This window comes from Fontibacillus forbon (assembly GCF_046559655.1).
Lineage (GTDB): Bacteria > Bacillota > Bacilli > Paenibacillales > Paenibacillaceae > Fontibacillus.
On record NZ_JBKGFV010000001.1, the window covers coordinates 1,237,454 to 1,263,776 of the forward strand.

Below are 26,323 nucleotides of genomic sequence, written 5' to 3' on the forward strand. Positions count from 1 at the left end.
GTCCGTATGCACAGAGTGATTAAAATCAGATTTACGGTCTTTTACGGTGAAGTGTCTGAAGCAAACTGTTTCGGGTACATGGAGTTGAATCAGGATGGCAATATGATCGCGCTTTACAATGGGTACGGCGAGGAAATGGATATGTATGGCGGACATGAATATGTCAGGGTGCGGGCACTCGGCAAATTTGATGATCAAGACCGTGATAATTTTTATTCCTTGTTAGAAAGCGACGGTATAGGCTGATCTGCTTGAGATAATTTTGACATATCGGTCATTACCGGAAAAACAAAAGGCTTGCAAGCCAAAAACGGCTCACAAGCCTTTAACGACATTATTTATTCGTCTTGCGCAGTTGTTTCGATGCCTATCGTATTGGTTTTGGAGTCAAAAGTTATTGTAATGTCGAGCGCATCCGCGATATCACGAAGCTTGAAGTAGTTGTTTCCACCAATTACATACGAGGTAAGCTGTGCCTCCTGATCATCCAAGTAAACCTTAGATGTCGATAATGTTGCATTCTTTGCTTTTGGATTCGCAGATACGGCCAGTTCTCCTCCTTGGGCGGTATATGCTTCACCCGCTGTCAGACTGATGGCGTTATGCTCTCCGTCCCAACCTACTTCAAAGCTCTTTGCGGTTCCGTTCACGGCCTTAGCAATGTCGCGAAGCTTGAAATAGGTATTATTGTTAATGTTATATGCTTCAAAAGAAACCTGCTTGCCATCCACTAAAACCTTTGAAACCGATGGAGCGGCAGTTGCCGTTTTCAAAGGTTTTATAGCAGGCTCTTTAGTCGGTTCAACAGGATTTGCAGCCGGTTCAGTAGGATTTGAAGCGGGCTCAGCAGGGGCTGAAGCCGCAGTTTCTTCGCCTTCGGAAACTATGTAAATGATTTTGGAGCTCTTATCGGCATCGCCGAAACTAAATACGTAAAAAAGATCGCAAGTATAGCCGCCATATCTCTTGTAAAGTTTTACGGTTGCCGTTTTATTTGCCTCAAGTTCACTTACGCTTTGTTCCGAACCGTCAATCGACCAGGACATTGCACCGCCATAACTTCCATCGACAGTATAATAACTAACTACGGCAGGCATTTTTTCCTTTGGTGAAAATTTGATTTCAGCGCCTTCTTTAACGAGAACGATTTTATAGTTTTCTTCGGCAAGAATATCTCTAAACCGCTGATTATCGTCAAATTCTTCAAGTTCGATTTTGTCCGATTGGGTACCTACTTCCCCGGATATTGAATAAGTATACTTGTCGCTTGGAACCTCTGAAGCTATTGCAGGAATTGAAGTGAATGCCAACATGATGACTGAGAGCATTAGAGCTAAAGAAATGAAAGACTTCTTTCTCATAAAACTACCTCCCATAAATATGTATTGGTGTTCATGAACTCCCCCTCATCATAGGTTTGTCCTTCCTTCATAGTCTGTGACAATTACTTCATTAAGGTAAAAAAAGGCTGAAAATTGAGGAAATATTGGATGCAAAAAATATCAGTATTAGTAAATAAAAGTAGTTATGTTATATAGTGAAGGAAAATCACGGAAGATGAATTATTATGGCAGGCCGCAATCATGTTACTTGCAGCCTAAGAAGCCCAAGATTTTACCGGGATCGATCGCTCCTACCAGATGACTATCCCTTACTGCAAATGCGACATATATTCAAACGCTGTCGTACCATATACGCTTTTAAAATGTTTGTTTAAATGAGTCAAATCAACAAAACCACAGGCAGTTACTGCGGAGTATACATCTTTATTCTTCTCGATCAAACGCTTTGCACGTTCGATTTTGCAGTTGAGAAAGTATTGATAGGGTGAAATTCCGGTATTCGCTTTGAATAATCGGATAAACTGAAACTTTGATAAATGAAGCTCACGGCTGATTTCGTCAAGTTTAAGAACATGCTCCAGATTGGCATGAAGCATCTCTTTTGCCTTGCGAATCAGCACATTTTCCTTCCTATCGTCAACGGAAAGCTTCGTTTGGACGAGGCTATTCGTGAGGGACAGGAATAATTCGCTGCATAACGCCTCATCTTGTTCTTTCAATATGGCCGCGGAAAGGTTTATGATTCGTTGTTCAAGATGAGCATCATACACAATGGGGGTTGAAAACCTGGGAATATCCTTTTTTTCTATGACTTCCATAAGCAGTTGGGGCTCAATGTAAAGCATGACATAATCCAAGCCTGTCCGATCATGTGCCATTCCATCATGGGCCTGTTCCGGATTAAATAACATAACGCCGTTCTGATAGGATAATTGTAAACTCCCCTCCAGGTTATATTCCTGAATCCCTCGTAATGTAACACCCACGGCATACTCCTGGTGAGCGTGCTTTTTATAGGTAAAGTCAGTCATGCTTGCCGACAATGCGGTAATCCCCGCCGATTTTTTATATATAAATTTGTTCATTCCATTCACCTCTTCATAAGCTTCCCTACATCCAAATCATGATAGCGGCACAAGCAAGGGATAACGCCATGAATATATTAACGATCTTGCTGTGTCTTTGTAAAAACGCCTTGAAAACCGTCCCGAATATCACCCATGTAATAAAGGCCAGAAATCCGATGGCTGTGATCGCTAAAATGCTTATCGTTATCGCGGGGGTCGTGTTATATTTCGGCATGATTAAAGTTGGAATTACAGTCAAAGTAAACAGCACTACCTTGGGATTTAGAAACTGCATCAGTAAGCCCGATAAAAAGGTAGCCGTTTCGTTTTCAGTCGGGTTTGATGCATCCATTCTGTAAATCATATAAGCAAGATAGAGCATATAAATGCTTCCGATGATCTGCATCACAATGATTAATTTCGGGATGAACGTAATGAGTATCGTATTCAATAAGGCGGAAATAACCAGCAATAAACCAAAACCAACCGTTGCTCCATACGAATAGTTCATCGCTTTTTTCGCCCCTTGATGATGCACGGTGGACAAAATAACAATGTTCGTTGGTCCAGGTGTAAACGTAGCAACCATACAGTAAATCAAAATAGATGTAATATCCATGAGAGCCCCTCTTTCCGGTCATTCTCATATATTACATCTTAGTTTAAAGACCCTATAGTACATTATTGCAATTTTGAATTTCATTCGCCATGGGACTATTTGTTATTTGAGATAACCACCCTCAGCTCAAATTCCGACCTTCGTTAAAACCTATTCTTAATACATACCCTTCATGGGTTTTCCGAGTTTAGTAGGTCATGGATTTTGGAAATGAGATCTTCCGCATTGGAATGGAAAACTTGGTTTGCGTCACTCCAGGCCGACTTCAGAAAATAGGAAGCATGAAACTTCCACCCTTGATGCCCGGGATTAAAATCCATTTGAATTTCCCGTCCGGGCTTTCCGCGGTATACCCGCGAACCCGGTTTGCGCCAGTTGCCGATCCGGGTGATCCTGTCCGGTTTCTGACCGGTAATATAGGTGAATCGCTTATTGTAAGTGATATCCTTCAAATGGAATTTGGGGCTCCCCACAGCAAATACATGAACTTGCTGAAATCCGAACTTCTCTTCCAGATTTAATCCAGTCCTGTAGGCAATTACCCCACCGGCGCTATGACCGATCAGAATAAGCTGATCCGAAAATGCCGCATGCTCAAGAATGATCTGCGCTGCGGCTTTAACGCGCCGAGATAGGTTATGGCTCAGATCATATCCGACTTGAGTAAGCTGCCGCACCAACAGAGTAATAAACGAGGAACGGTTAGCTCCGTCCGCTGTCCCGTAAGGAAAGACCGCCACGATTTTGGCATGGGGAAATCTTTTGGCGATTTCTCCCGCTCCGGCTTCAAAATTATTCCGATAGGTCAGAACGCCGGCAATAAAGCATATCACCGTTCGGCATTTACCGGTACACGTGCTATTGGAGGAGACGAAAGACTCTATCATGATTTTTCACCCTCTTTGCCTCTTCTTGTTTAGGCTAGGCTCTCCGCTCTAATAATATTCACCAAAAAAAAGCAAAATCAGCAGTATTCCGCTGCTGATTTTATTCTTCCCTTCGCCTATACCGCTAAGTTTGCGGGTAATTATCCATTAACGATGGAATGAAAATCTTCCCCTGCGGTATTTCTTTTAATGGTCAGGCAGCGTAATACCCCCATAACAAAATAAATAAGGCTTATCGCAATGACAATATACAGGAGAACCGTGATGGAAGTCGGTGCCCATACGTGAATAAATGACCATGGCAAGCCACCCAATAACAAATTCGGTAGCATGATTGTGAACGCTATGATTCCAACTACGATGAGAGTATGGACAAGCAATAGTAGCAACCTCTTGCCGTTGAGCGATGCCCGAATGCGTTGTTTGGTAACCAGCTTCCTCAACATCATTAGTATTGACAAGAGAAACATTATACCGGCTCCTACGAGTACGATGCACGCAACGGTCACGATTTGATCCAACTTTTGATAACCGTCAGTATGTATGGTTGGTAATTTTTCCCCTTCCCATAATGCCATCACGCCTTGACCAATAGCCGTCGTATGGCTCGTACTCAAATTGGAGAAGACCGCAACACCGACATGTTCTTCAGGCTTCAGAATGATATAAGAAGTAAAATTTGGATTTTGTCCCGCATGCGAGACATAACGTTCATTGTTTTTCTCCTTAATTTCCCAACCGCTGGCATAGTAGGTATCTTGGTCAAAAGGCGCTACAGTCTGATCCGGGATATGCGATGCGCGGAAAACCTCTTGGTGTATCGTATTGCTCGGATCGTAACCTAATTGAACATTCATCCATTTTGCAATATCATTCGCATTGGTGATGAAATACCCGGCAGGAATATTCCCCCGGTATATGGGAGCAGTATAAGCTTGCGCTTGCATAAATCCGATTTTGTAACCGGAAGCCATTTCCATGCCGGAGTGCATTTGATGACGTCCTACAAATGTACTGTTCATGCCCAATGGTTCAAGGATCTTCTGCTTCATATATACATCGAAGGGCGTCTTCGTGACGGTCTCGATGACAAGTCCAAGGACATCATAATTAATCGTGGCGTACTCAAATGAACTGCCTGATTTTCGATTCAGAGGCTGATTCACTAGCGTTCTTACAGTCAATTCCAGAGCGTTGTCGGCAGTGCTCTCCGGAATGCGCGTAATCGAATTCGAAGGAATGCCGCTTGTATGATGGAGGAGCTGATCGATAGTTATGGTTTGGGGCTCGCCTTGATAAGTTAGTTTTAACCAAGGAATATACATCTGAACATCATCGGTTCGTTTTAATAACCCCTCCCTTTCCAATTGCATAATGGCTAGCCCTGTAAATGCTTTGGAAGTGGATCCGATCTCGAATAAGGTATTAGACGTTACTGGTTTTTTCGATTGCAGATCTGCATATCCGAATCCTTTCTGATAAACTGTTTCTCCCTTCTCTACGATGACAAGGGATAGTCCTGGTATGTTGCTTAACTCTTGTTGTTCCTCAACGAATTGTTCAATTAACTGTATACTACGGTTTGAATTTGCACTCGCTGTGTTTGGTGTCACAACGCTCACGAATGCAAGCACGGTCATGATAAGAATTCTGAAGCACTTCATGTTCGATTCTCCTTACTTAAAATGAATGATAATCCCCCTTGGAGCTAAATATCTTGCTGAGACCTCGTGCCGCAAGCACAGTTATCGTGAGAATCCCCCTTCCGTCAAACTCTGAATGTCTTAACAATAAGTATACCGAGTAACGTCCATTGAACCCATCGATTTATATAACAGAAATCACGCGAACATAACATTTTTGTCACAACGCGTGATTATTCAGTACTTCTCTTATCTAGAATATTTTTGGTTGATCCTACGGCGCGATCCCGCTCCCTCTCTATTACTTTTCCTTAATGCTTGCTCCGTATTGGGACGCTTAAAGATATACGCGAATGATAATATCCTGGTCATGATTACCGAACCCGGCTCCATAGAGCGTTAATCCACCAACGTTAACTGAATTCTCGTCAACCGCGAAACGAAGACTCCAGAACTGTTCCCGTAGCTTGATATCCGCGACGGTTACGTCCGACATTCGTTCTCCATCTATAAATGTTCCCAAGGCATCGATGCGGATTGTCTTTAATAATCCGTATTGATTGACATTACGATGCCACCACTCCGGCGTATATCGGCCCCGTGCGGCTCTTCCGAAGTCTGCCGGGCTTGTCCAGGTTCCAAGCCAAACACCGTTGAACGCAAATTGAATATCCGAAGGCCAATGATCTCTCAAGCCAGGCGCTTCAGAAGCAATTTCCATCGAAATTTCAATGGCTTCGGCAGTTTGATCCGGAAGCAGATAGTTAGGCGTTTTGTACTCAACATACCCCTTGCCGAACCACAGAATCCCGGCGTGAACGCGCTCGGGATCAAGAAAGTAGCGCGGATCGTCCCAAATCCCGATTTCCTTCTCACGCGTGCCCAGCCCGCAGGTAGGATGAACTTCAAAAGCGGTATAATGACCGACTGAAATGGACTGCTCCTTGATCTTCGCGGTTTGGTTGGGGGATGGCAGTTCGATTTCGACATTTTGATGTTTGAGGAAACACATTTTGTGCGTCCCTCCGTTTTGGCGGACCCTGCGGCTTCCGACTAGTTCGGCATTTTCGAGTTTCCGGATGTGCATGGTGACGATGGAGGGGCTAAGCTCTAACTCAGCCGCAATTTCCTTTACATTCATTTCGTTATCGGCAATGAGGCTCATAATTCTCCAGCGGACTTCGCTTGCAAGAGCTTCGTATAATGCCATGAATTTTGCTTCCCCGTTTGCTTTGATCATGATCATAATCTCCTGAACGCACAAATTGAAATCACATTTATATTAATTTAACTGATTAAAACATGATTATTCAACCACGCTTTATTGAAAGATGCCAGGTATTAGTGTTTAATTTTCTTATCTGTTAATTATATTGGATTCTTATTTAGGTAAATATATAAAAGAGGTGGAACAATGAAATACAATAACCCGGTCATTAAAGGGTTCTATCCCGACCCAAGCGTTTGCAAAGTAGACGACACTTATTACATGGTCTGCAGTTCTTTTCAGTACTTTCCCGGAGTTCCGATTTTTGAAAGTAAAGACCTGATTAATTGGACCCAAATCGGTCATTGTTTAACCCGGAAGAGCCAGGTTCAGTTGGAGACCGTGAGCAGTTCCGGAGGTGTCTTTGCTCCCACCCTGCGTTACAATGGCGGCCGTTTTTACATGACCACCACAAATGACACTACTCACCAAAACTTCTATGTCTGGACTGACGATATTTACGGAGAATGGTCCGATCCGATTTATGTCGATCAGGGGGGCATTGATCCGGATTTATACTTTGAAGAAGGCAAAACGTATTTCATGAGCAATGGAACCGACGATTATGGAGTCGGCGGTATCGTCCAGTGCGAAATCGAAATCGAGTCCGGACGCAAATTGACGCCAAGCCGTTCGATTTGGCAAGGGTCAGGCGGACGTTATTTGGAGAGCCCTCATATGTACAAAATTGATGGGCGTTATTATTTGCTGGCAGCTGAAGGCGGAACAGAATATGGCCATATGGAAACTTATGCGCGGGGAGATTCTCCTTCCGGCCCGTTCGAACCCTATGCGAACAATCCCGTACTGACTAATCGCAATCTGGGCGGTTACGAGCTGCAAGGGGTTGGTCACGGTGATCTGGTTCAAGACCACGAAGGGAATTGGTGGCTCTTTCATCTCGGATTCCGGCAGACCGGCCAGTGGCTTACTTATCACCACTTGGGACGCGAAGTTTTCCTGACTCCGGTTACCTTTGGCGAAGACGGCTGGTTTACCGCAGGTCATAATGGCACCACACTTATGAGTTTTGAGACGGATCGCATCGCCGACTCGATCATTCAACAGGAGAAAAAGATCTTTACGTTCGAAAATAGTGATTGGAATCTGGACTGGTGTTATCTTCGTCATCCGGTTCCGGAACATTATCTGTTAGAATCCGATAGAGTAAAGCTTAAGGGAACTGGAATTACGTTGGATATTCCACTATCCCCTACATTTATAGGTATTCGTCAAAAGGACTTCAACGCGGTCATTTCATGTGAAATCAGCCTGACCGGAGGTGAAGCCGGCATTACTCTCTATATGGACGAAAATCACCATTATGATTTGGCATTGCGTAACGGTCAACAAGGATACGAGGTCATCGAACGACTTAATATAGGAGATATCAAATCCATTGAAAAAGCTATAGATCTGGGCCAATGCAATCATGCCACATTGGTGATTAAAGCCACCCCTACTCATTATCGTTTCTATATTCAGATGGATGGTATTGAGACTTTACTTGGAGCTGCACAAACGAGATATCTCTCCTCGGAAGTAGCGGGAGGATTTACGGGTGTACTTATCGGTTTGTATGCCACCGGAGAAAACCCCGATTGCAATGCTGAATTCACACGTTTTAGCTGCGTGTATTCCTGATTCAACCTTTACAATTCGTTAAAACGAAAAAAGCCGCGGGTTCCGCGGCTTTTTTTCGTGTTTCTTCATGCAATCAGACTTCTATTCTACAACGCTTGTTCGTTTATTCTACTGTTGGATCGGTGTGGAGGTCTTGATCCGGTTTCGTAAAAGCCCAGCGAGTGAAAGTAACCTCGAATCCATCTCGGGTCGGAGAGCAGGCAAAGGGTCCTGCATGATTTCCGGCAGGATACGGAAAACGCGCAACGCGAATCGTACGCCAAGCATGATGCTGAGTCCGTGCGCGGATAATCACGGCATCCTTCATAATCGAAGCGCGAAGCGTAACCTCTTCCCCAACCCATTCCGGAACGGAGGCAAGCGACCAGTCGGAATAGCCGTCTGTTACCACTGCGGAAAGCTGTGGAATCCCGTCATTCATTTCAACCCCCGCTTTAATCCATTGTTCCGGGCCATGATACAACAGAATGCCTGCCTGATCGTAAAGCTCCGTGAAGGACGAGAGTTGAAATGATACCTCCACGGCCATGTCGTTATTCCAATCCGCCAACAAAGCCGCCCCATCCTCATATTCAAAACCATAGAAAGTCTTTTTCCAGAAGTCCCTTCCCTTTTCAGGCACAACCTTCAGGCAATTTTCTTCTATTCTGGTGGACAAGGGCGAATTGAGCCATCTCCCGGCTTTCCAATCCATTTTCATCATCGTCATTGTTTTGAACTCCTTCATTGAATAATTATTAAATTAATTCACCGCGTTTTTTTAAATAACGATATAAAATGCAACCACAGACGGTACATAAAAGAGCACATAAGCCAATAAATCCATAGCCCGCTTGTAGTCCGCGCAGCAATCCGATGGAGTCACCTTCACCGTACATTGATTTCACTAATTCTATGACAAATCCGATAACGTAGTTGCCGATAACGCTACCAAGCCCCATCAGAGTAACCGTAAAAGTAATCGCGGTATCGCTTCCGCGCGGATAGCGTTTTGCTATAAAGGCCATCACTGTCGGATAGATCATTGCGATCCCAATCCCCGCTGCTGCAAAAAGAAAAGACCACGTTTCTCCCCCGGCAATAGCAGCAAATGTACAAAGCGCAGATAGACCGGAGAAAATAATGAGAGAAAAAGTAAATCCGATTTTATCGGTCACGGGTCCCAAAAAGAGTCTGGCAAGAGCAAACAGAAGAAAGAAGATGGACAACATACCGGAAGCCTTAACGGTGTCCCAGTGGTAGGCTTTTTCCAGGAAATTGACCAACCAACCCCCTACAGCCAATTCGGATACGACGCCGAAAGAGAGAATAAGCACCATCCACCACAATGCGGGATCTCGCATCAATTCCTTTAATGGAGTCCGGCTTTCATTCGGAAGATCGTCGCCAGGAAATGTACTGCGCAAAGCAGTCAGGATCGGGAGCAAGGATAATGAAAGCATGACCAGATACATCCCGCGCCAATCCAGCGCATGGCCAAACACCTGAACCGACATGATCCCTGTTGCAATCAAAGGAGCGACCGTTGAACTTAATCCATAAAAGGCATGAGACAAATTCATCATTGTTCCCGTATTCTTGACAAAGATCCTCGCTCCCAATATCGCCAGCGCAATCTCCAACATTCCGTTTCCGATGTACATCAGAAAATAAGAAGCGGCAAAGAGCGGGTATGTTTGCGATATAAATATAAAAATACCCGAAATTAACATAGAGGCGAAAGATAGAATACTTGCAGCTTTGATCCCCCATTTCCGCACTAAAATAGCGGTAAACGAGCAAGCAATTAAATAACCTAAGGCGTTGAGGGATAACAAACTACCCAATTGTTCTTCATTCAAATTAAAATCAAATTGAATCCTTGGAATTGCAGGGCCTTTAATATTCTCTGAGATACCAAAAATAATAAAGCCTAAAAAGGTCGTGGCCAGCTGCATGGCATAAATCTTATTAAATTTTTCTGATCGTTGTTTCAATTCTGAAATCCTCCTAAATCAATCAGCGGCTACCGAAATCTGCCTCATCTTCTCTCCACCAATTGCAAACGATAAGTTAAACTCTCCAACGTGAGTGCTATTATTCCAGTCAAATACTCCTCCTGAGTGTCGTTCTTAATTAAGAGCGCAGGCATATGTTCTCCCGGTATATACTGCAAACAACCGTTGATTAATGCTTCCGACATGGAAGGATGCGTTAAATCGCCCGTAATGGCAATGGTTACGGGATTTATGATCGTAATAATCGAACTTAACAGCTTGACCGCTAATGAAACAAATTCATCTTTGTTATGCAGTTGTTCCAGTTGTTCTTCGCGTGTGATTCCAAAGGGGAAATAGGATATTTCGCCTGCAAAATTGGTGGTGCCCGTTACCATACGTCCATTTACAATAAAACCTGCACCGGGAAAATGATTCTTGGGAAATGTCACAACGGCAAATGTCTTATCTTCCTCAAAATTTTGCATATTATAAAACCCATAAACCGTTAGGTTCATGTCATTTTCTATAATGACGTCAATGTTGTATTTTTCTTCAAGCCGAGGACCCAAGGGTTCTCCCGCCAGAGCGGCCACATCGCAAATTCCAATGATTCCATGATGGGCAACTCCCGGGATGCCAATTCCAATCGCTTTTACATTGTTATATTGCAGTGTGAATTCTTCAATCATTTGATCAATGGTTTCAACATCAATGAAATTTAAGTTTCTTGTTCCCTCTTCCACTTTCTCGCCAATCAGATTAACGAGTGCGTAGGTAATAGAATGAAGGCCCCCTTCCGTTCTTACCAATAGACAAAGAACATAAGCGTAATCGGCGTTAAACATGTACTGTCTGGCCGGGCGACCGCCGCTGGATTCCTCCAGTTCTTTTTCCAGAACTTCCCCGCTCTGAACCAACTCATTCAGTATAGTACCGCAAGTAGCGACACTTAATCGCGTCATATTCGCTATGGTTGCCTTCGTCCCTGTGCCCACAGTTTTTAACGTGTTTTTCACTAACTCGACATTAATTTTTTTGACTTGCAGTGTATTATGGGTTGTAGGGTTCACGGCGGCATGTCCTTTCTTAATCAGTTTTTAAAATACTTATAATAAGAGGAATTTTAAACGATTATGTACAAATGTCAAGCTTAATTAACTGGTGGTATTCAAATCCTCTATGGATCTGGAGGATATAGGATGAACGAAATGAAGCTGCCGATCCTGCCAGCAGCTTCATTTTGTTCATATTTCTTTGTATTAAGCATAGTTCCTTCTTCCATGCATTTCTCTACTTAGAAATCGCTATCGTCCGATTAACTCGAATACAGGGAGCAATAAGTATGCGTAAAGTTCCCTGCAAGCAGATCCTCTTTTCGAATGAAAAATTGCAGTTCTCCGGCATCCCACCAGCAAAATCCAACCTCCCGGTCAGAATCCAGTGCGAGCAGCAACAACGTATCGCGGACTTCCTGTTCCGCCTTGGCGGCATCGCCGTTCAAATGCGCGGTGATCTCCTCCATAGCCTCGTTCACGGAATAGTTGTATTTCGAACCGGTCAACAGCATCAGCGCCGCTTCATACTCGCAATCGCCATGCTGGGTTGCCGGATAACCGAACAAGACCGCAAGATCGTTGGAAGTCACTCCGGTCAACTCGAAGCATAATTCCTCGTAAAGCTCGTAATCATGCTCCTCATCCTCTATCTGCTCGTTATCTACATAGCCGTAATTTGGTGGATCTAACGTGGCTCTTGCCGACACCCGGTAACCTGTAAATGTTTCATTTAGGGTTGTCACTTCAGGCGAGGAGCGACGGCGAGCTTCCTTCAACTGTTCTTCTTGAAGATAAAGCACTTTGTGCTCAATGTGATAGGCTTGTTCATTTAACCCCATGAAGAAATAAAGCATGCCTCCTGTGGGAAGCAGAGCCAATTCGTCATGAGGCGCCAAATCACGAAGCCGGAGTTGGGCGAGAAACGTCATGGGCGTTCCGTCGGGATCCAGCGGCCATTCCACGTCCGGTGGCAGATCCGGATCTCCGCCGATACGGGAGGGGCATATTTCCGCGTAATCTTCCATCCCGTTTTTGGATAAGCGTACGCCTTGGCGCACCGACTCTTTTAAATAATCCAGCGCATGCTCGAAATGTTGTTCCCGGACCATCCGTTCCAGTGTTCTCTTATTGTTTTCGCTTAACATATAAAGTCTCCGCCCTTCTCGTTCCACGGTAACATAACCTAAGGATCGCAAATTGGATAATTTCAATTTTTTTCTCCTTGCCTGGTTTCCATTATAACTCCCCGGTATACATGGATTCATCCTGCAAACGAATCAAAACTTTACCGAATCGGCCGCGATTTGCCGGTTCCGGTCGTCTGCGGGCATTTCAAATAGACTCAACCACTCCATGACTTCCTCGAGCGCCGTTCCATGAGATACCTCCCTGGTTTTCATTTCCCGGGTTACGAGCGATTCATAAGAATAGCCTTTCAGATACAATAAATGGAGCAAATAAGCCATTTCCAGATGTTCGTTTTTCATGGGCTGATCGGTAACCAGAGGCCAGATCTCGTTTACCAGACTACGCTCTCTGGAGCCGACAGACAAGCTGATATAGCAAAACTTTCGTGCGCAACGCAGCACCTTTTCCACGCTCTCCCAATCGAGAATCACCGGGCACATGGAAACAAATACGAAATCAAAGGCTTTCTCCCATCCCATGGACTGAATATCGATGTCTTCGAACGGCTCCGCCACAATCTCAACCTTCCCGCTGGTTAATCCAGCAGCATTCTCCTTCAGCAGCCGGACCATAGGAAGACTGGATTCCACGGCGGTAACGCTCGCTCCTTCTTCTGAAAAGGGCACGGAGAAACCGCCCGAGGCCGCTCCAATGTCCAATATGGATGCATCTTGAAAGTTGACTCCTTGTCCTGCCAGCCAGTTCATAATCCGCTTTGTTCCTTTCCTACCGTCTTCATTAAACGCCTGCTCGTTAAACGAGTTTACTTTGTGATCAAGTACGTGGGCCGGATCCATTCCTGCCTTTTTCATCATGTTCACGGCCGTATGCCTATCTTCCTTCCATGCTTTTTCCCAAACGGCTTCATTGAATAAATCGTTAATCACGATCATTCTCCTTTCGGGACTTTACGGATTCCCTATATCTATTATATTCTCCAAAAAAAACAGTCGTTCTTCACAGAACAACCGTCATTTTTTTTGCGAGCTCAGATATCTTCTGGTTTCTTAAATAGTCCTCCATCTCCTCTTCCGCCGATAACATCACCTTCTGAATCAAACATTCGGAACCATGGTTCATATCACATTCGAACAAGGAGGCCGTACCTTCTATGGCATGGATAATATCAAGGAACGAGATCTCTTCCCAATTCCGTTTTAAGCGATATCCGCCATTGGCGCCTGAAGTGGATTCAATCATTCCCGCCTTAACCAGCTTGGTAAGGATTTTGGATAAATACGTAGGAGAAACGTCCTGCCGTTCCGCCAATTGTTGTACGCCGATAAGTTTGTTCGGCGGGGATGCGGCAAGAAAGAGCATGGTGTGAAGAGCATAGTTTGTCGCTTTTGAAAATTTCATAGAGTGACGTTCACCTCAATCATGGACTTTATGTGCCCATAATAACTTTTTGCATTGGGTAGTGTCAAATCTTCATCTCTCCCGGACCCTTCGTCCAATACGAGGCCTGGCGGTTCGCTATGACTAGCGGTTGCGCTGAGCCTTGGGTATACGGAACAAAGAAAGTTGAGTCTATTCGAGCCGATCGGCATCCACCAGATCGTGAATATACCAGGCGTCGCAGGCAAAATGTTCAGAACCGGCAAGCGGCGCTTCCAACTTTAGAAAACCGTGTTTCGAATAAAATCGGTTAGCTGCTTGCATCGTTTGCAATGTTTCCAGATAACAAGCCTTATAATGCTGTTTTGCAAACGCGATTGCAGTCTGCAACAAATCCGCAGCGATCCCTGTTTCTCTGGCATCCTGAAGCAAATACATCTTCTGCAGTTCACAAATCCCTTCCCCGGGAACTCCGAATTCCGCAATCCCGCAACCGCCAAGCATCTTGCCGTTTGCATCAAAAGCAACCCAGTAGGCCCTGCCCTCCCTGCTATAGAAATCGGACAGATGGCTTAAACTCTCATCTTCCCACGCTAAACCTGCGCGGTTTCCGCCAAATTCAATCAAGCATTCTCGGATAATGGATTCTATGGTGCTGTTATCTTCTGCTCGAATTGTTCTTATGTTCATTCCGGGGGCCCCCATAACTGAATGATTCAGTATTATCGTAATATTGTTGATTATAAAAGAATAACTTCCGAGCCTGGCAGTAGTCAACGGTTGACCATATGTATAGAAGAGATTGCAGCCATCGACTGCTTTCCCTCTCATCTAGCACACCTTAGTAATCCGGAAACTGTCCCGCCACGGTTGAACTATCACATTAATTTTGATGAAAAATGTCATAACGAAAATATCGGAATGTTGATATTCTATCAAGATACGTTTTTCTTTTTCGATATATTTCTACATATTACGACAATAATCCACTATCTCTTGTGGTTTATCATATTATCATTTCACAACACGGAGGTTAATAATGAAAAAAGAAAGACACGGGTTGATGAAGCACGGAATGTCCTTTCAAAAGAAATTATTGCTTGTTTTTATGGGCATTTCGCTCATTCCGTTACTCTTCACGACGACTTTTTTACTTAACTATTTTAACGGAGTTATAAAAAACGACAGCGAGCAGCTTGCCAAAAACACCTTGGAAATCAACATCGCCAGAATTGACGATTGGATCCTTTCGAAGACCTCGGCGGTAGAAGAATTGATCAACCAAAATCCGCAATTTCAGTCGTTTGATAAAAATCAAATTTTCCCGTTATTAAATATCCTTGAGCAAAGCGATTTACAATCCGAAGGTTATAGCATCATCGATAAAAGTGGAACATTAACCAATATGATGAATATGACGGCCGACATGTCGGCAAGCGATTATTACCTTAAAATGCTGGAGACCAACAAACCTGCTTTTGCGGAAATGACGTATCTTGAACAACTCAACAAACATATCATTTCGACGGTGGTTCCTGTTCCGGATCAAAACAATAAAGCAGCCGGTGCAATTGCATTTTCCATCACCCCTGGCGTGCTCACGGAAATGAACCAGGACATCCGCATTGCCGACTCCGGGTTCGGATACGTCATATCGGACACGGGGATGTATTACAGTTATCCTGACGAAGAACGGTTCGGAAAGAAAATGGAGGATTACGCCACAACAGATGAAATGAAACAAGCGATTCAAACGATTTTGAACAATGAAAGTGGTTCTGTTACTTATACGGACACAGATGGCAAAGAAATCATTTCATACTACGGAACGGTTCCTTCAACTCATTGGAAAATGCTGATCTCTGTTCCGACAAGCGAAATATTCGCTACTGTCCATCGGGCCCAAGTGTTGACGATTATTATTACTGTCGCCGTGGCGGTAATGGTGTTGCTTTTCTCTGTTCTGTTGTCCAGATTTACAATCAAACCCATTGTTGCCGTATCTCAGGTCATGAAAAAGGTTGCGCAAGGACACTTGAACGAACGAGTTAATGTGAAATCCAAAGACGAAATCGGACAAATGAGCGAGAATATCAATCTAATGATTCAATCAATGTCCGATATCGTACAAAAAGTCCAGGCAACCGTCAGTCACCTGACAAATGCATCGGATGCGTTGCTGATTTCAGCTAACCTGTCCGCCGTGGCTTCCAATCAGATAAGTATAGCTATACAGGAAGTTGCTCAGGGCAGCGACTCACAATTGCAAGGAGCAGAACAATCTGCTCAAGCGACCGAGGAAATGGCCATCGGCATCCAAAGAATCGCCGAAGCTTCCGGTCAAGTTGCCGAACAATCCGAGCAGGTTACTTCGGAGATAAACAAGGGTTATGCGGAGATCCAATCGGCGATTAATCAAATGAATGTTATCAACACGACGGCACATCAAACGGCTATGGATATTGAACAATTAAATAACCATTCTCAAAAGATCGGCCAAATTGTTGACGTGATATCCGCCATCTCCAGACAAACATCATTATTATCGCTAAATGCTTCGATTGAAGCTGCCAGAGCCGGTGAACATGGACGAGGATTTGCTGTCGTCGCCAGCGAAGTTAAGAAACTTGCAGAGCAGACCAGCCAATCGATTATCCATATCGCCGAGTTAGTGCAATTCATTCAACAATCTACAGGCAATGCGACAAGCTCCATGCAGAACAGTGTGAAAGAAATTAACGTTGGAATCGACCGAATGCAACAAATCGGCGTCGGATTCGACCATATTCGGCAATCCATTGGAGAGGTATCTTCACAGATTCAGGAAGTATCCGCAACCACCGAGGAGATTTCTGCCGGCACGGAGGAGATTTCCGCTTCCCTGGAAGGCATGCTTACCATCGCTAAGGATTCGAATGAGAATGCAAAATCTGTGGCAAGCTCATCGGCGGAGCAATCCAGTATCATGCAAGATATTAAAGGGTCGGCCCAGTCTCTGGATCACATGATTGGCGAGTTAAAAGAACTGATTAAAGCTTTTGAAATCTAATAATAATTATTAAAATCTTCGAGAATAATAAACAGCCTTATCCGGTAGATCCTTGAGCGTAATCGAATCTACAGGTATAAGGCTGTTTTCGTGTGCAGAATTAGGATTTATTAGCTTGAACGATTAAAAAATGAGGACGGCTAGTCAGGGGTCCGAACATTTGGCATGCCAGTTACGATAAGTAATGTCGTTCATATCTCCGTTGACAGGCTGCGGTTCCAAGATACGTTTCAGATCAAACCATTCGGTTGTCGAATTGATGAATGGATGGTGAACTGAAAAAAGCAAGGGCGCTCACGCGAATCCTGATTCTCATTGCCAGCTTATTGAAAGTTTCAATGATGGAATCTTTCAATTCGCCTCCTCCTCTTCTTCAACTTATTCGCAAGATGGATTCATTTCTAAATGAACCAAAGGATACGGTTTTCCCGAATCATCCCGTTCCGAACGCCCGACAGGAACGAATCCGCATCGTAAATAGAATTGCAAGGCTCCTTCATTCTGTTCGTTGACATCAACTTTCAGGTGACTTCCCTTCAACGTTTTGGCATGCCGAATTAAGCGCCGACCAACTCCTTTGCCGAAATGATCCGTATCGACAAATAGCGTGGCGATCTTGCTTTCCTCCAATCCCATAAAACCGACAACTTCTCCTCCTGCATTCATTTCCACCCAGAGCTCAGAGGTTCGTAAAGCGCCTCTTCTCACAAACTGATAGAAGAATTCAAAATCTTCTTCCTTCAAGAAGTGATGGGTGCGTCGAACCGCCTCGTGCCATATTCGTACAAGCTTTTCGTAATCCCTTTCCTCAAAAGCAGTGATGTAAGCCAATATCAATTCATCTCCTTCACGATAGATACAATCGCTATTAATGATTATATTGCTGTTTTGCATATGAAGGGAATGACCAATGTCGGTCAAAGGAACTGTCTTCGTCTTCCTCATGTCTTCACATGCTGACATCAATCGTATACAGGGTGTGCGTTGTGCTCAAGCGTTCCGGTATGAAAATCTGCGTTCGTGCTATAAACTTAGCCAATCTGGATGTTGGCTATATGAACGACAGCCGCCCGCCAATTTGGCGAATGTGGTTGAAGTCGGCCCACAGAATAAAATAATTGTAGAATGTTTCCCCGATTTGCACAGGTCGGGGATATTTCACGATGAGGGCGGCTTGTTTGTTCATCTCCGCCGGTTGGTCGGCGGACGGAAAAATGAAACACGCCTCACAGCTTTGTATCTTCGTCATAACAATCTTAGGAGAAGAACCGTAAGGCATCAATGGATGAAAAGCTTCGGAGCGGCATACATCGGCAATCCGGTCGCCCGCTGAAATCGCGGAGACCTGAAAGAAACCGTCTGCCCCTTCGTACCTCTCTTCGCTCACCCGGAGCCAGTTTGCGGGATACGGAAAGGATACCCGGTACACGAAGCTTGTGAAGATGCTTTCCGGAACCCTTCCGACTCGCGGAGACCACTGCAAGGCGGTAATCCGGCCGCCGCTGAGGACGTTCACAGGCATCTGCTCCCTGAGATCGACAATCCAGAGCTGACTTGCGCTTTCTACACCTGAGCATCCCGATAAATAAGATACTTTTACACCGTCCGGAGACCAGTCGACGGGAGTGGCGAAGCAGTCTGAAAGCGCCAAAGTCCTTTGATTCTGACCGGTACGGCTATCGATTTGGATAAGAGAATAATAATTCGGCTCCCTATAAGCGGTAGCGCTGTAGGCGATGCTCCCGGAGTCTGGCGACCAGGCCGGAAAATAGTTCTTGGCGAGCGGTCCGCCTTCCAGCGTATAGACGGTGCCCGTGGCCAAATCCACCGTCGAAATGATGGAGATGCTTACGCCTGGGAACGTATAAAGTGCGAAGGTTCCGTCCGGGGAAATCCGAACATCATGGAGCGGTCCGTTCGTATTTTGCGTGATTTGTCTTCGATCGGAGCCATCGGCCCGGATGCGGAAGAGCTGGGTGCTGCCGGTGGAATCCGGAGCTGCGAACAGAAGTTCCGTACCCGAAGGGAACCACTGGACATCGCTAGCACCCGGCTCCGGGATAGAATGACTGTTATGTAAAAAAGTATCATAAACTACGATGCGCGAGTTTTTTACATATGCGAGATAGCGGCTGTCCGGGGACCAGTCCAGCAGCGTGTAGGGTTCGATTTGGTCGATCCTGGCAACGGCATACGTGACGGTATCCAGCAGGTGAACCACATTGCCAATGCCGATGAAAGCGATTCGCCGGCTGTCCGGAGACCAATAGGGAACGGAAAATTCCGCACCAAGCCCCTGTGTAAGTTGAATATTACGACCGTTCTGCGGTCGGTACAGCCAAATGTCGAACATTCCGCCGCGGTCTGACGTGTAGGCAATCCATCCTTGAACGAAATCATGAGGAACAGCTTGCACGGCCAACATCCTCTCCTGAATCATCTTTTACTTCAGATATATTCATTAGGGGATCATTAGGCGACTGTTCACTCAGAGTCTTCATTATTAAAGAAATGTGCTATCTCCGAAGGCAGTTTACTTTCAATATGGCCGGATAAGGTTGCAAACGGTAAATTCAGAAGATCTATATTTGTACAAAAACAAGAACCTTGCCCTTCAAGGCAAGGTTCTTGTTGAATTAACAGGATAATAACTTCTTATAAAGTTTAATGACACTCAGGTGCATGCCTTCATGATATAAATTGAAACTGAGGAACTGTTCCGGAGTTTCCAAAGTCATCCCGGCAGACGTAGTATATGGCGGGACAATCTTTTCTTGTAAACGATGCGCCAGGGCATTTCGTATCCGGTCTTGCTGTTCTTTTAGCAGGATCTCCAGTTCCGGCAAGGTAGGGATGGGAAAAGATACAGGTTGGATTGACGGTGAAGTGCCATTTTCGAACTGTTCTTTGAACCCATTCGGCAGTTGTTGCGGAAGATTCAAATGTTTAAACGCAAACCGTTCACATACCACATAAATATGCCCCAAATTCCAGCGGATCGTATTTCGGAATCCTTCGGGGATCCGGTCTGCGAGTTCCTCCGTGACTCCATCCAACAATTTTAAGGTTTGGCCTCTTACAAATGCCAATTGATTGAACAAAAAGTGTTCCACTGCCCTCACTCCTCAATAATTGTATGTTAATCCTAATTCTATCATACTCGTCTCAAAAATATACAAGGCTTGCTCCCGGCGAAAATTTCGGCTCGATTCATCGGATTTCTTTATTCGAACTCTATCTTTATATTGACGATTTCAGACCTTGTTCCGATCCTAATCGGGGGTCCCCAGAATCCGAAACCGGACGTAACTATGGAATGCATGTTTCCTTTTTTGAGATAGCCCCAGTCATTCTCGAAGAGCGCATTTGTAATCAAGTTTCCGGGAAACACTTGGCCGTGGTGGGTATGGCCTGAAACGATGAGATCCACTCCCGCTTGCTCGGAGACATCCAAATCAGTTGGCTGATGATCCATTAGAATTACCGGCTTCTCCGTGTCGATATTGCTCATCAACTTGTCCAGTGAGAGCCGGTCGAGATCGCTCTTGTCTTTGCGTCCAATTAGTGCCAGCTGGTCATTTATAGTTATTGTTTCATCATATAGAACTTTAATTCCGCTGCGCTCTAACGTATCGATCAATTCCTGCATCGTGCCGTTATGTTTGTCATGATTGCCAAGCGTAGCGTACACGCCATATGGTGCTTGAAGTTCAGATAAAATCACATCGATCTTCTGATCGATGAAGGGCTGAATATCGTCGTCAAACAGGTCCCCCGGCAGCAAAATGAGATCCGGCTTTAGTTCTTTCATTTCCTTTACCAGCCGCTCCGCATGGTCTTTGCCCGACAGTAACCCAAAATGCGTATCCGCCGCCATTGCAATATGAATTGAAGCGACCGATGATGCACCTTTATCCATCTTGATCTTGTATGTACTTACAATCGGGTTGTAGGCATTAAAAGTACCGTACCCCAGCAATGAAATCATCAATGCCAGCGTCGTAAGCCCCGCCCAGAACTGGGTTCTGTGCCGGGGAAGCCGAGTGAACCGCAGCAAAATGACGGTAATATGGGCAAGCGGCACTAGCATTAGTAATAAATAAAATACTGCCATCCAATAAGCGCCTATGATCCCCAGAATCTTGAGCCCAGGAATCCGGCCGATCAGAAATGAAACGGCAGCCAATCCTAACACAATCATGTAAATCGTCTTGAATCTCCCGGACGATTTAGTCGGTCGAAGCCAGCGGTACCCGCGCCAACCGATATAGTATACAAGTCCGCCATAAATTAGCATGGCGATGATCCCGATCAAGATAAACATTTCCATTCTCCTTCGTCTTAGCACACTGTATCCATCATAACTTTGGTCATGCCATAAATTCAAACTACTCCGAAAAAAAGAACAGCAGCCGGTCGCACGGACCGGCTGCTGTTGCTTAACACCTTACATACTTGCGTTTAAACCCAAGCTGCTCTTTGTCTACTGCCTTTTGAATATTTTCGGAAGCATTGAGGAATTTGCTTTTTGGCTGATCCTTGTTGACTTCTACCGGGCCGACGGCTTTTGCCGTCTCGACAGCCTGATCATGCAGCGGCAGATAGGAAACCGCCACGGTGTATATAAAGTTATTCATCGCGTATTTAGCTCGTTCGGGAGCTTCGTGAATGCTGTTTTTCACCATATCAAGCATCCCGGAAATTTTACTTTCGGAAAATTCGCTGTCGGGACGATTGCCCAAAAGCCAGCAATAACAACTCCAGCCCCCGGACATTCTCAGTTCTTCCCCGCTCTCAATCCATTTATCGGCAACTTGTTGCGCAATATCACTTTCTGCCAGGGTTACTGCAACTACGTAATCGGACAACATGTAAAAATAGGCCGCATCCATCCAACGATCAAAATCGTCTTCTGTCATTGCTTTAGGGTCGGCTATGATGCCGGCGAAGTACATAGCGTCATAGTTGCCGGTTGCATAAAGCTGATCCGCCAAAGATTGATTTATTTTGGTTTTCTTGAAGATCGGTTTCATTTGACCTGTAGCTACGCCAAAAAGCGGTTCATGCGCCCCATTGGATATATACATTTTCTTGGTTCGTTCCTTGCCGAGCGACTCAAGCTCCTGCATTACCATGTCCAGATTCATTTATTCAACACTTCCTTAATTTTAAGTACTTTCATCCAGTTTATAATAACCAATACCGGAAAAGGAAGCGAACTTTACTGCATTATAGATTCCTTCTTAAAAAATTGTCGGTACCATTCCCCCATCCATGCGGATTGGAGAGCCTTTGAATGCGGATGCATAAGGGCTACATACAAAAGTAGCAAGTCTGCCTATTTCACTTGGTCTGATAAATCGCCGGATTTCGGATTGAGGCAGGTTAGAAGCCATAAATTTTTTCTCTTTATCCGAAAAAGTCATATTTTCATTTGCATACACGCCCTCAATGATTTGCTGCACCTTTTCGGAGAGCGTCGGTCCCGGCATGATCGTATTGACCGTAACTTCCGTCCCTTTTGTTAATTTGGACAAGCTTTTCGACAAGGATAACAGCATGGATTTGGTCATGGCATACTGTGGCATTTGCCCTGAAGGCATAATGGCTTCTTCACTCGCAATAAAGATAATGCGGCCAAAATTATTATTCAACATTTGGGGCAAATAATATTTTGATAACCCGTTTGCGGCAAGAACATTGGTTTGGAAGTATTTATTCCATACTTCATCGTCAACGTCTTCGTATGGCATGATTTCATAAATGCCCGTATTGTTGATCAAAATATCGATGCTTGGGTATTTGTCGAATAAAGCTTCTCTTTGCCCGATATCTGCAATATCGGCTGCAGCATTTTGCGGAGAGGTAGCCGGAAAAGCTGACTTTATTTCATGAACGGTTCGTTCCACATCTTCATTATTTCGCCCATTTATCAGAACGTGGACCCCTTCTTTGGCGAGTTCTATGGCAATCGCTTTACCTATACCTTTCGTTGATCCTGTGACTAGCGCCGTTTTATTGTTCAATCCCATATCCATCATGCATTTCTCCTATATAAGTCATTTTCAAAGCAGTCTTATGCTTCGGATAGGAAATATATTACCTTGTCTGAATCAATCGGTAACTAGCGTAATACGCCAAAGTTCTTGTTTAACACGCCAAATGCAAAAAAATCAGTTTGTCCCCAAATGTTCGGTTCGCCATTGTGAAGGAGTATCCCCTTCCCAAAGACGGAAAGCGCGGTAGAACGAGTTCTGGTCTTCATATCCGATCAGGAAAGCCACTTCTTTAATATCAAGCGAGGGGTCTGCCAAGTACTCTCTTGCCTGCTCGTGTCTAGCTTCCGACAACAGATGCTTGAAGCTCGTATTTTCTTCTGTAAGCCGTCGCTGCAAGGTACGATCGCTCATTCCGAGCTCCTTTGCGATGTTCTGAATGTCGGGGCGCCCTCCCGTCAGGCTGCGCTTCATGATCCATTTCACCTTCTCGGTAGTCGAGCGGGTGCGCTGCCGTTCATCAAGCGATTGGTCCAGGGCTGGAGTCAGGATCTCCAACAACTCTTCGTTGTACGAGACAAAGGGGCGGTCCAGATCGCTTCGATGTAGTGTCAACCGATTACATTTGGCCCCCATCTCGATCTTACAACCGAAGTAAGTTTCAAGGGCTTGTACATCGCCCATGGAGTCCGAAAACTCGACGAGCCGCGCCGTCAAATGTTGACCCGTTCCCCGACGCCCAAGTTCCACCAGAAATGCCAGCGTAATGCCAACCAGCAAAGGCGGGCCGGATTGCTCGGTATTCAGCCATTCCAGCACGATTGTGCAATGCTCGCCCTCCTCGGTGATGCGTAAGCTTTCCGGAGGACACAGTTGTTTGTAACGAGCCATTCGTTTTAGAGCGTCGCGGTAGTCGCGAGCGTGGTATGTCGCTAAGACGGGCGGCGGGTATTTTGCCGTTTCAAAGACGGTTGCAAGCTCGATGATCCCTTTGGCAGTGTCGCCAACAAGATCGGAATAAGCCTGCCAAATTGCAAAATATTGGGCGGTAGTGACGGTTGGCTCCGTAATTATGGTTAGCGGCAGTTGTGCTTTGCGAGCTACATCATGGGCGGCGATCCCTATTTGACGCAATCCTTCCCAAAAACCCGGCGGTATTTTGATACGTTCAGAGAATTGAGACTTCATACTTACTGCCCCCTTTATCATTTAACAGTTTTGGTTGTGATAGAGTGTCCTGCTTGTCAATGAGACAGCTATTATAGTAACTCCCTCATGTCCTTTTGTAACTAGCAGAAAGTGACATCTAACTCGCCTATCGCGACTAAAGTTAATGGCCTTAAATTTGTTATATACGAAAAAAAGATGATAATATGGCTCTGAAGCTTTTTATTTACAGTTTTCTATTGGCAATAATGATGAAAAAGAATTGGAGTGAAACCATGATCCATATACTTGTTGTGGAAGATGATAAGCACGTAAGGAGACTGCTTGAAGCGGTTCTTAAGCGGGAAGGCTATGATGTCTTTACTGCCGAAGACGGTTTAAAAGCATTGGAAGTTCTTGAAGTGCAGCATATTGATCTGATCATTTTGGATATCATGATGCCTAATATGGATGGATATGAATTCGCCAAAGAAGTAAGGGCCGCCAATAGTTTAATCCCGATACTAATGGCTACTGCGAAGCATCTTCCCGAAGATAAGAAAAAGGGGTTCCGGCTCGGGACCGATGATTATATGACCAAGCCTATCGATACCGAAGAAATGCTTCTCAGAATACAAGCGTTGCTGCGCCGTTCCCAAATTGCAAATGCCCGTAAGCTCGTTGTGGGTAAGGTCACCCTTGATTATGAAGCTTTGACGGTGACGCGAGAGGATGATAAGCAAACTCTTCCCCAAAAAGAATTCTATTTGCTATATAAGCTATTATCCTACCCGGATCGGATTTTCACGCGAATTCAGCTCATGGACGAAATATGGGGCATGGAAAGCGAAAGCACCGACACAACGGTGAATGTGCACATTAATCGTTTGCGAAAACGTTTTGAAGCTTATCCCGATTTCGAACTGGTTTCCGTTCGCGGATTAGGATACAAGGCGGTGAGAACAAATTGAGCAAAATGACTGCCAAATTAAACAATAGAATCAGCCTCCCCATCTATTTCTCCATTGCCGTATTTTTCATTTTTCTCATTACTGTCAGTATTACTGGCCTACTGTTCTTTTTAGCGCATTTTTTTGGCCTGTTGAATGAAGATATCGCTCAGGACGGGACCGTTCTGCCCATAATTATTCTAATCGCCTGTACCATTATCGGCACTACGATCTCGGCCTTCACCAGCCGACGAATGGTAAAGACGATTCGGATGTTTATAGAAGCCACGGACCGGCTTGCAGGCGGGGACTTTTCCATCCGTCTAGAGCTTAAAGGTCCCCCGGAATTTAAAATTCTTTCCGAAAATTTTAACCGTATGGCCGAGGAACTCGGGGGAATCGAAATTTTGCGAACCGATTTTGTAAACAATTTCTCCCATGAATTTAAAACACCCATTGTATCGATCAAAGGATTTGCCGAAGTGTTAAAGTACGATGATCTGTCCAAAGAAGAACGAGATGAATATCTGGACATTGTTATCGAGGAGTCGGCCAGACTGGCCTCTCTCGCCTCGAATGTTCTTGAGCTTTCGAAAATTGAGGCCCAGACGATCCTGACGAACAAAGGGCGGTTTAACGTCGGGGAGCAAATTCGCCAATGCGTGCTGCTCTTGGCAGCCAAAATGGAGAAAAAGAACCTCTCGCTGAATGTTAACGTGCAAGACTACGAGATCTCGGGTAACAAGGAGCTGTTGAATCAAGTCTGGTTAAATCTGTTGGATAATGCGATCAAGTTCACGCCGGACGGCGGCGAAATTGAAGTTGGCATGAAGAAAAAAGAGGATAAGTTAATGATTCTATTCCGTGACAGCGGAAGTGGTATTGATCCGGATGCCCTGCCCAGGATCTTCGATAAGTTTTATCAGCAGGATACATCCCACGCGACTGCTGGCAATGGTCTTGGACTTGCGATCGTGAACCAAATCATTCATCTGCACGACGGGACGATTACTTGCGACAGCACCTTATCCCAGGGAACCTCGTTTACGATTTCATTACCAACCGAACTGTAACTAAAGTCTTGAAAGAACCGGATGGTTCTTTCAAGACTTTTTCTTATTTTTCAGAAAAGTTAATCTTGAGTTTATCTTT

The 26,323-nt window shown here is 44.9% G+C and carries 24 protein-coding genes and 1 pseudogene; 5 read left to right on the plus strand and 20 right to left on the minus strand.

The genetic code is table 11. The features are described from left to right. Positions 1-6 precede the first annotated feature (6 nt). Complete coding sequence (locus tag ACLB09_RS05720) at positions 7-246, plus strand: hypothetical protein (protein WP_410768787.1); 240 nt, start codon at positions 7-9, stop codon at positions 244-246. A gap of 92 nt (positions 247-338) precedes the next feature. Here the strand turns inward: ACLB09_RS05720 and ACLB09_RS05725 are convergent, their stop codons facing one another. The 6 genes from ACLB09_RS05725 to ACLB09_RS05750 form a co-directional block, all read right to left on the minus strand. Further along, complete coding sequence (locus tag ACLB09_RS05725) at positions 339-1,361, minus strand: stalk domain-containing protein (protein ID WP_410768788.1); 1,023 nt, start codon at positions 1,359-1,361, stop codon at positions 339-341. A 290-nt stretch (positions 1,362-1,651) separates the two neighbouring features. Further along, positions 1,652-2,428, minus strand: a complete 777-nt coding sequence (locus ACLB09_RS05730; RefSeq protein WP_410768789.1) for an AraC family transcriptional regulator — start codon at positions 2,426-2,428, stop codon at positions 1,652-1,654. Positions 2,429-2,453: 25 nt separating this feature from the next. Continuing rightward, positions 2,454-3,029: a LysE family translocator gene (locus ACLB09_RS05735; RefSeq protein ID WP_410768790.1), complete on the minus strand. Its 576-nt coding sequence runs from the start codon at positions 3,027-3,029 to the stop codon at positions 2,454-2,456. A gap of 170 nt (positions 3,030-3,199) precedes the next feature. Then, positions 3,200-3,916, minus strand: a complete 717-nt coding sequence (locus ACLB09_RS05740) for an alpha/beta hydrolase family protein (protein WP_410768791.1) — start codon at positions 3,914-3,916, stop codon at positions 3,200-3,202. Positions 3,917-4,056: 140 nt separating this feature from the next. Then, entirely contained in the window at positions 4,057-5,580 is a 1,524-nt protein-coding gene (locus ACLB09_RS05745; protein ID WP_410768792.1) for a serine hydrolase domain-containing protein, read from the minus strand. Positions 5,581-5,896: 316 nt separating this feature from the next. After that, positions 5,897-6,799, minus strand: coding sequence for an ArsR/SmtB family transcription factor (locus tag ACLB09_RS05750; RefSeq protein ID WP_410768793.1), 903 nt, complete (start codon positions 6,797-6,799; stop codon positions 5,897-5,899). A gap of 174 nt (positions 6,800-6,973) precedes the next feature. On the opposite strand from ACLB09_RS05750, the gene ACLB09_RS05755 reads away from it, so the two are divergent. Next, complete coding sequence (locus ACLB09_RS05755; RefSeq protein WP_410768795.1) at positions 6,974-8,470, plus strand: glycoside hydrolase family 43 protein; 1,497 nt, start codon at positions 6,974-6,976, stop codon at positions 8,468-8,470. Between the two features lie 103 nt (positions 8,471-8,573). Here ACLB09_RS05755 and ACLB09_RS05760 read toward each other — a convergent pair whose 3' ends face one another. The 7 genes and pseudogenes from ACLB09_RS05760 to ACLB09_RS05790 form a co-directional block, all read right to left on the minus strand. Next, complete coding sequence (locus ACLB09_RS05760) at positions 8,574-9,179, minus strand: DUF1349 domain-containing protein (protein ID WP_410768796.1); 606 nt, start codon at positions 9,177-9,179, stop codon at positions 8,574-8,576. A 28-nt stretch (positions 9,180-9,207) separates the two neighbouring features. Continuing rightward, complete coding sequence (locus ACLB09_RS05765; RefSeq protein ID WP_410769011.1) at positions 9,208-10,407, minus strand: MFS transporter; 1,200 nt, start codon at positions 10,405-10,407, stop codon at positions 9,208-9,210. Between the two features lie 83 nt (positions 10,408-10,490). Continuing rightward, a complete protein-coding gene (locus ACLB09_RS05770; protein WP_410768797.1) occupies positions 10,491-11,519 on the minus strand; it encodes an ROK family protein in 1,029 nt (342 codons plus the stop codon). 245 nt (positions 11,520-11,764) lie between these two features. Next, positions 11,765-12,715 (minus strand): YwqG family protein, encoded by a 951-nt coding sequence (locus ACLB09_RS05775; RefSeq protein WP_410768798.1) that lies wholly within the window; start codon positions 12,713-12,715, stop codon positions 11,765-11,767. Positions 12,716-12,740: 25 nt separating this feature from the next. Beyond that, positions 12,741-13,579 (minus strand): annotated as a pseudogene (locus ACLB09_RS05780) (class I SAM-dependent methyltransferase). A gap of 70 nt (positions 13,580-13,649) precedes the next feature. Further along, on the minus strand, positions 13,650-14,051 hold the full coding sequence (locus ACLB09_RS05785; protein WP_410768799.1) for an Rrf2 family transcriptional regulator: 402 nt from the start codon (positions 14,049-14,051) through the stop codon (positions 13,650-13,652). A 171-nt stretch (positions 14,052-14,222) separates the two neighbouring features. Then, positions 14,223-14,720, minus strand: a complete 498-nt coding sequence (locus tag ACLB09_RS05790) for a GNAT family N-acetyltransferase (protein ID WP_410768800.1) — start codon at positions 14,718-14,720, stop codon at positions 14,223-14,225. Between the two features lie 349 nt (positions 14,721-15,069). On the opposite strand from ACLB09_RS05790, the gene ACLB09_RS05795 reads away from it, so the two are divergent. Further along, the gene (locus ACLB09_RS05795) at positions 15,070-17,079 is read left to right on the plus strand and encodes a methyl-accepting chemotaxis protein (RefSeq protein WP_410768801.1); all 2,010 of its coding nucleotides are present in this window, start codon (positions 15,070-15,072) and stop codon (positions 17,077-17,079) included. A gap of 378 nt (positions 17,080-17,457) precedes the next feature. Here ACLB09_RS05795 and ACLB09_RS05800 read toward each other — a convergent pair whose 3' ends face one another. The 7 genes from ACLB09_RS05800 to ACLB09_RS05830 all read right to left on the minus strand — a co-directional run bounded on the left by ACLB09_RS05800 (position 17,458) and on the right by ACLB09_RS05830 (position 24,263). Next, positions 17,458-17,910, minus strand: coding sequence for a GNAT family N-acetyltransferase (locus ACLB09_RS05800; RefSeq protein WP_410768802.1), 453 nt, complete (start codon positions 17,908-17,910; stop codon positions 17,458-17,460). A 220-nt stretch (positions 17,911-18,130) separates the two neighbouring features. Beyond that, entirely contained in the window at positions 18,131-19,504 is a 1,374-nt protein-coding gene (locus tag ACLB09_RS05805) for a hypothetical protein (protein WP_410768803.1), read from the minus strand. Positions 19,505-19,715: 211 nt separating this feature from the next. Next, positions 19,716-20,192: a DinB family protein gene (locus tag ACLB09_RS05810; RefSeq protein ID WP_410768804.1), complete on the minus strand. Its 477-nt coding sequence runs from the start codon at positions 20,190-20,192 to the stop codon at positions 19,716-19,718. A 110-nt stretch (positions 20,193-20,302) separates the two neighbouring features. Continuing rightward, positions 20,303-21,403 carry a metallophosphoesterase gene (locus tag ACLB09_RS05815; protein WP_410768805.1) on the minus strand — a complete coding sequence of 367 codons (1,101 nt, stop codon included), beginning with the start codon at positions 21,401-21,403 and terminating at the stop codon, positions 20,303-20,305. Positions 21,404-21,518: 115 nt separating this feature from the next. Further along, positions 21,519-22,226, minus strand: coding sequence for a DNA alkylation repair protein (locus ACLB09_RS05820; protein WP_410768806.1), 708 nt, complete (start codon positions 22,224-22,226; stop codon positions 21,519-21,521). Between the two features lie 96 nt (positions 22,227-22,322). After that, positions 22,323-23,117 (minus strand): SDR family NAD(P)-dependent oxidoreductase, encoded by a 795-nt coding sequence (locus tag ACLB09_RS05825; protein ID WP_410769012.1) that lies wholly within the window; start codon positions 23,115-23,117, stop codon positions 22,323-22,325. 135 nt (positions 23,118-23,252) lie between these two features. Beyond that, positions 23,253-24,263 carry a helix-turn-helix domain-containing protein gene (locus ACLB09_RS05830; protein WP_410768807.1) on the minus strand — a complete coding sequence of 337 codons (1,011 nt, stop codon included), beginning with the start codon at positions 24,261-24,263 and terminating at the stop codon, positions 23,253-23,255. A 254-nt stretch (positions 24,264-24,517) separates the two neighbouring features. Between ACLB09_RS05830 and ACLB09_RS05835 the strand changes: the two genes are divergently transcribed. Together ACLB09_RS05835 and ACLB09_RS05840 are read left to right on the plus strand one after the other, a co-directional pair. Continuing rightward, positions 24,518-25,192, plus strand: coding sequence for a response regulator transcription factor (locus ACLB09_RS05835; RefSeq protein ID WP_410768808.1), 675 nt, complete (start codon positions 24,518-24,520; stop codon positions 25,190-25,192). Between the two features lie 5 nt (positions 25,193-25,197). Continuing rightward, positions 25,198-26,244: a sensor histidine kinase gene (locus ACLB09_RS05840; protein WP_410769013.1), complete on the plus strand. Its 1,047-nt coding sequence runs from the start codon at positions 25,198-25,200 to the stop codon at positions 26,242-26,244. The last annotated feature ends 79 nt before the right edge of the window (positions 26,245-26,323 follow it).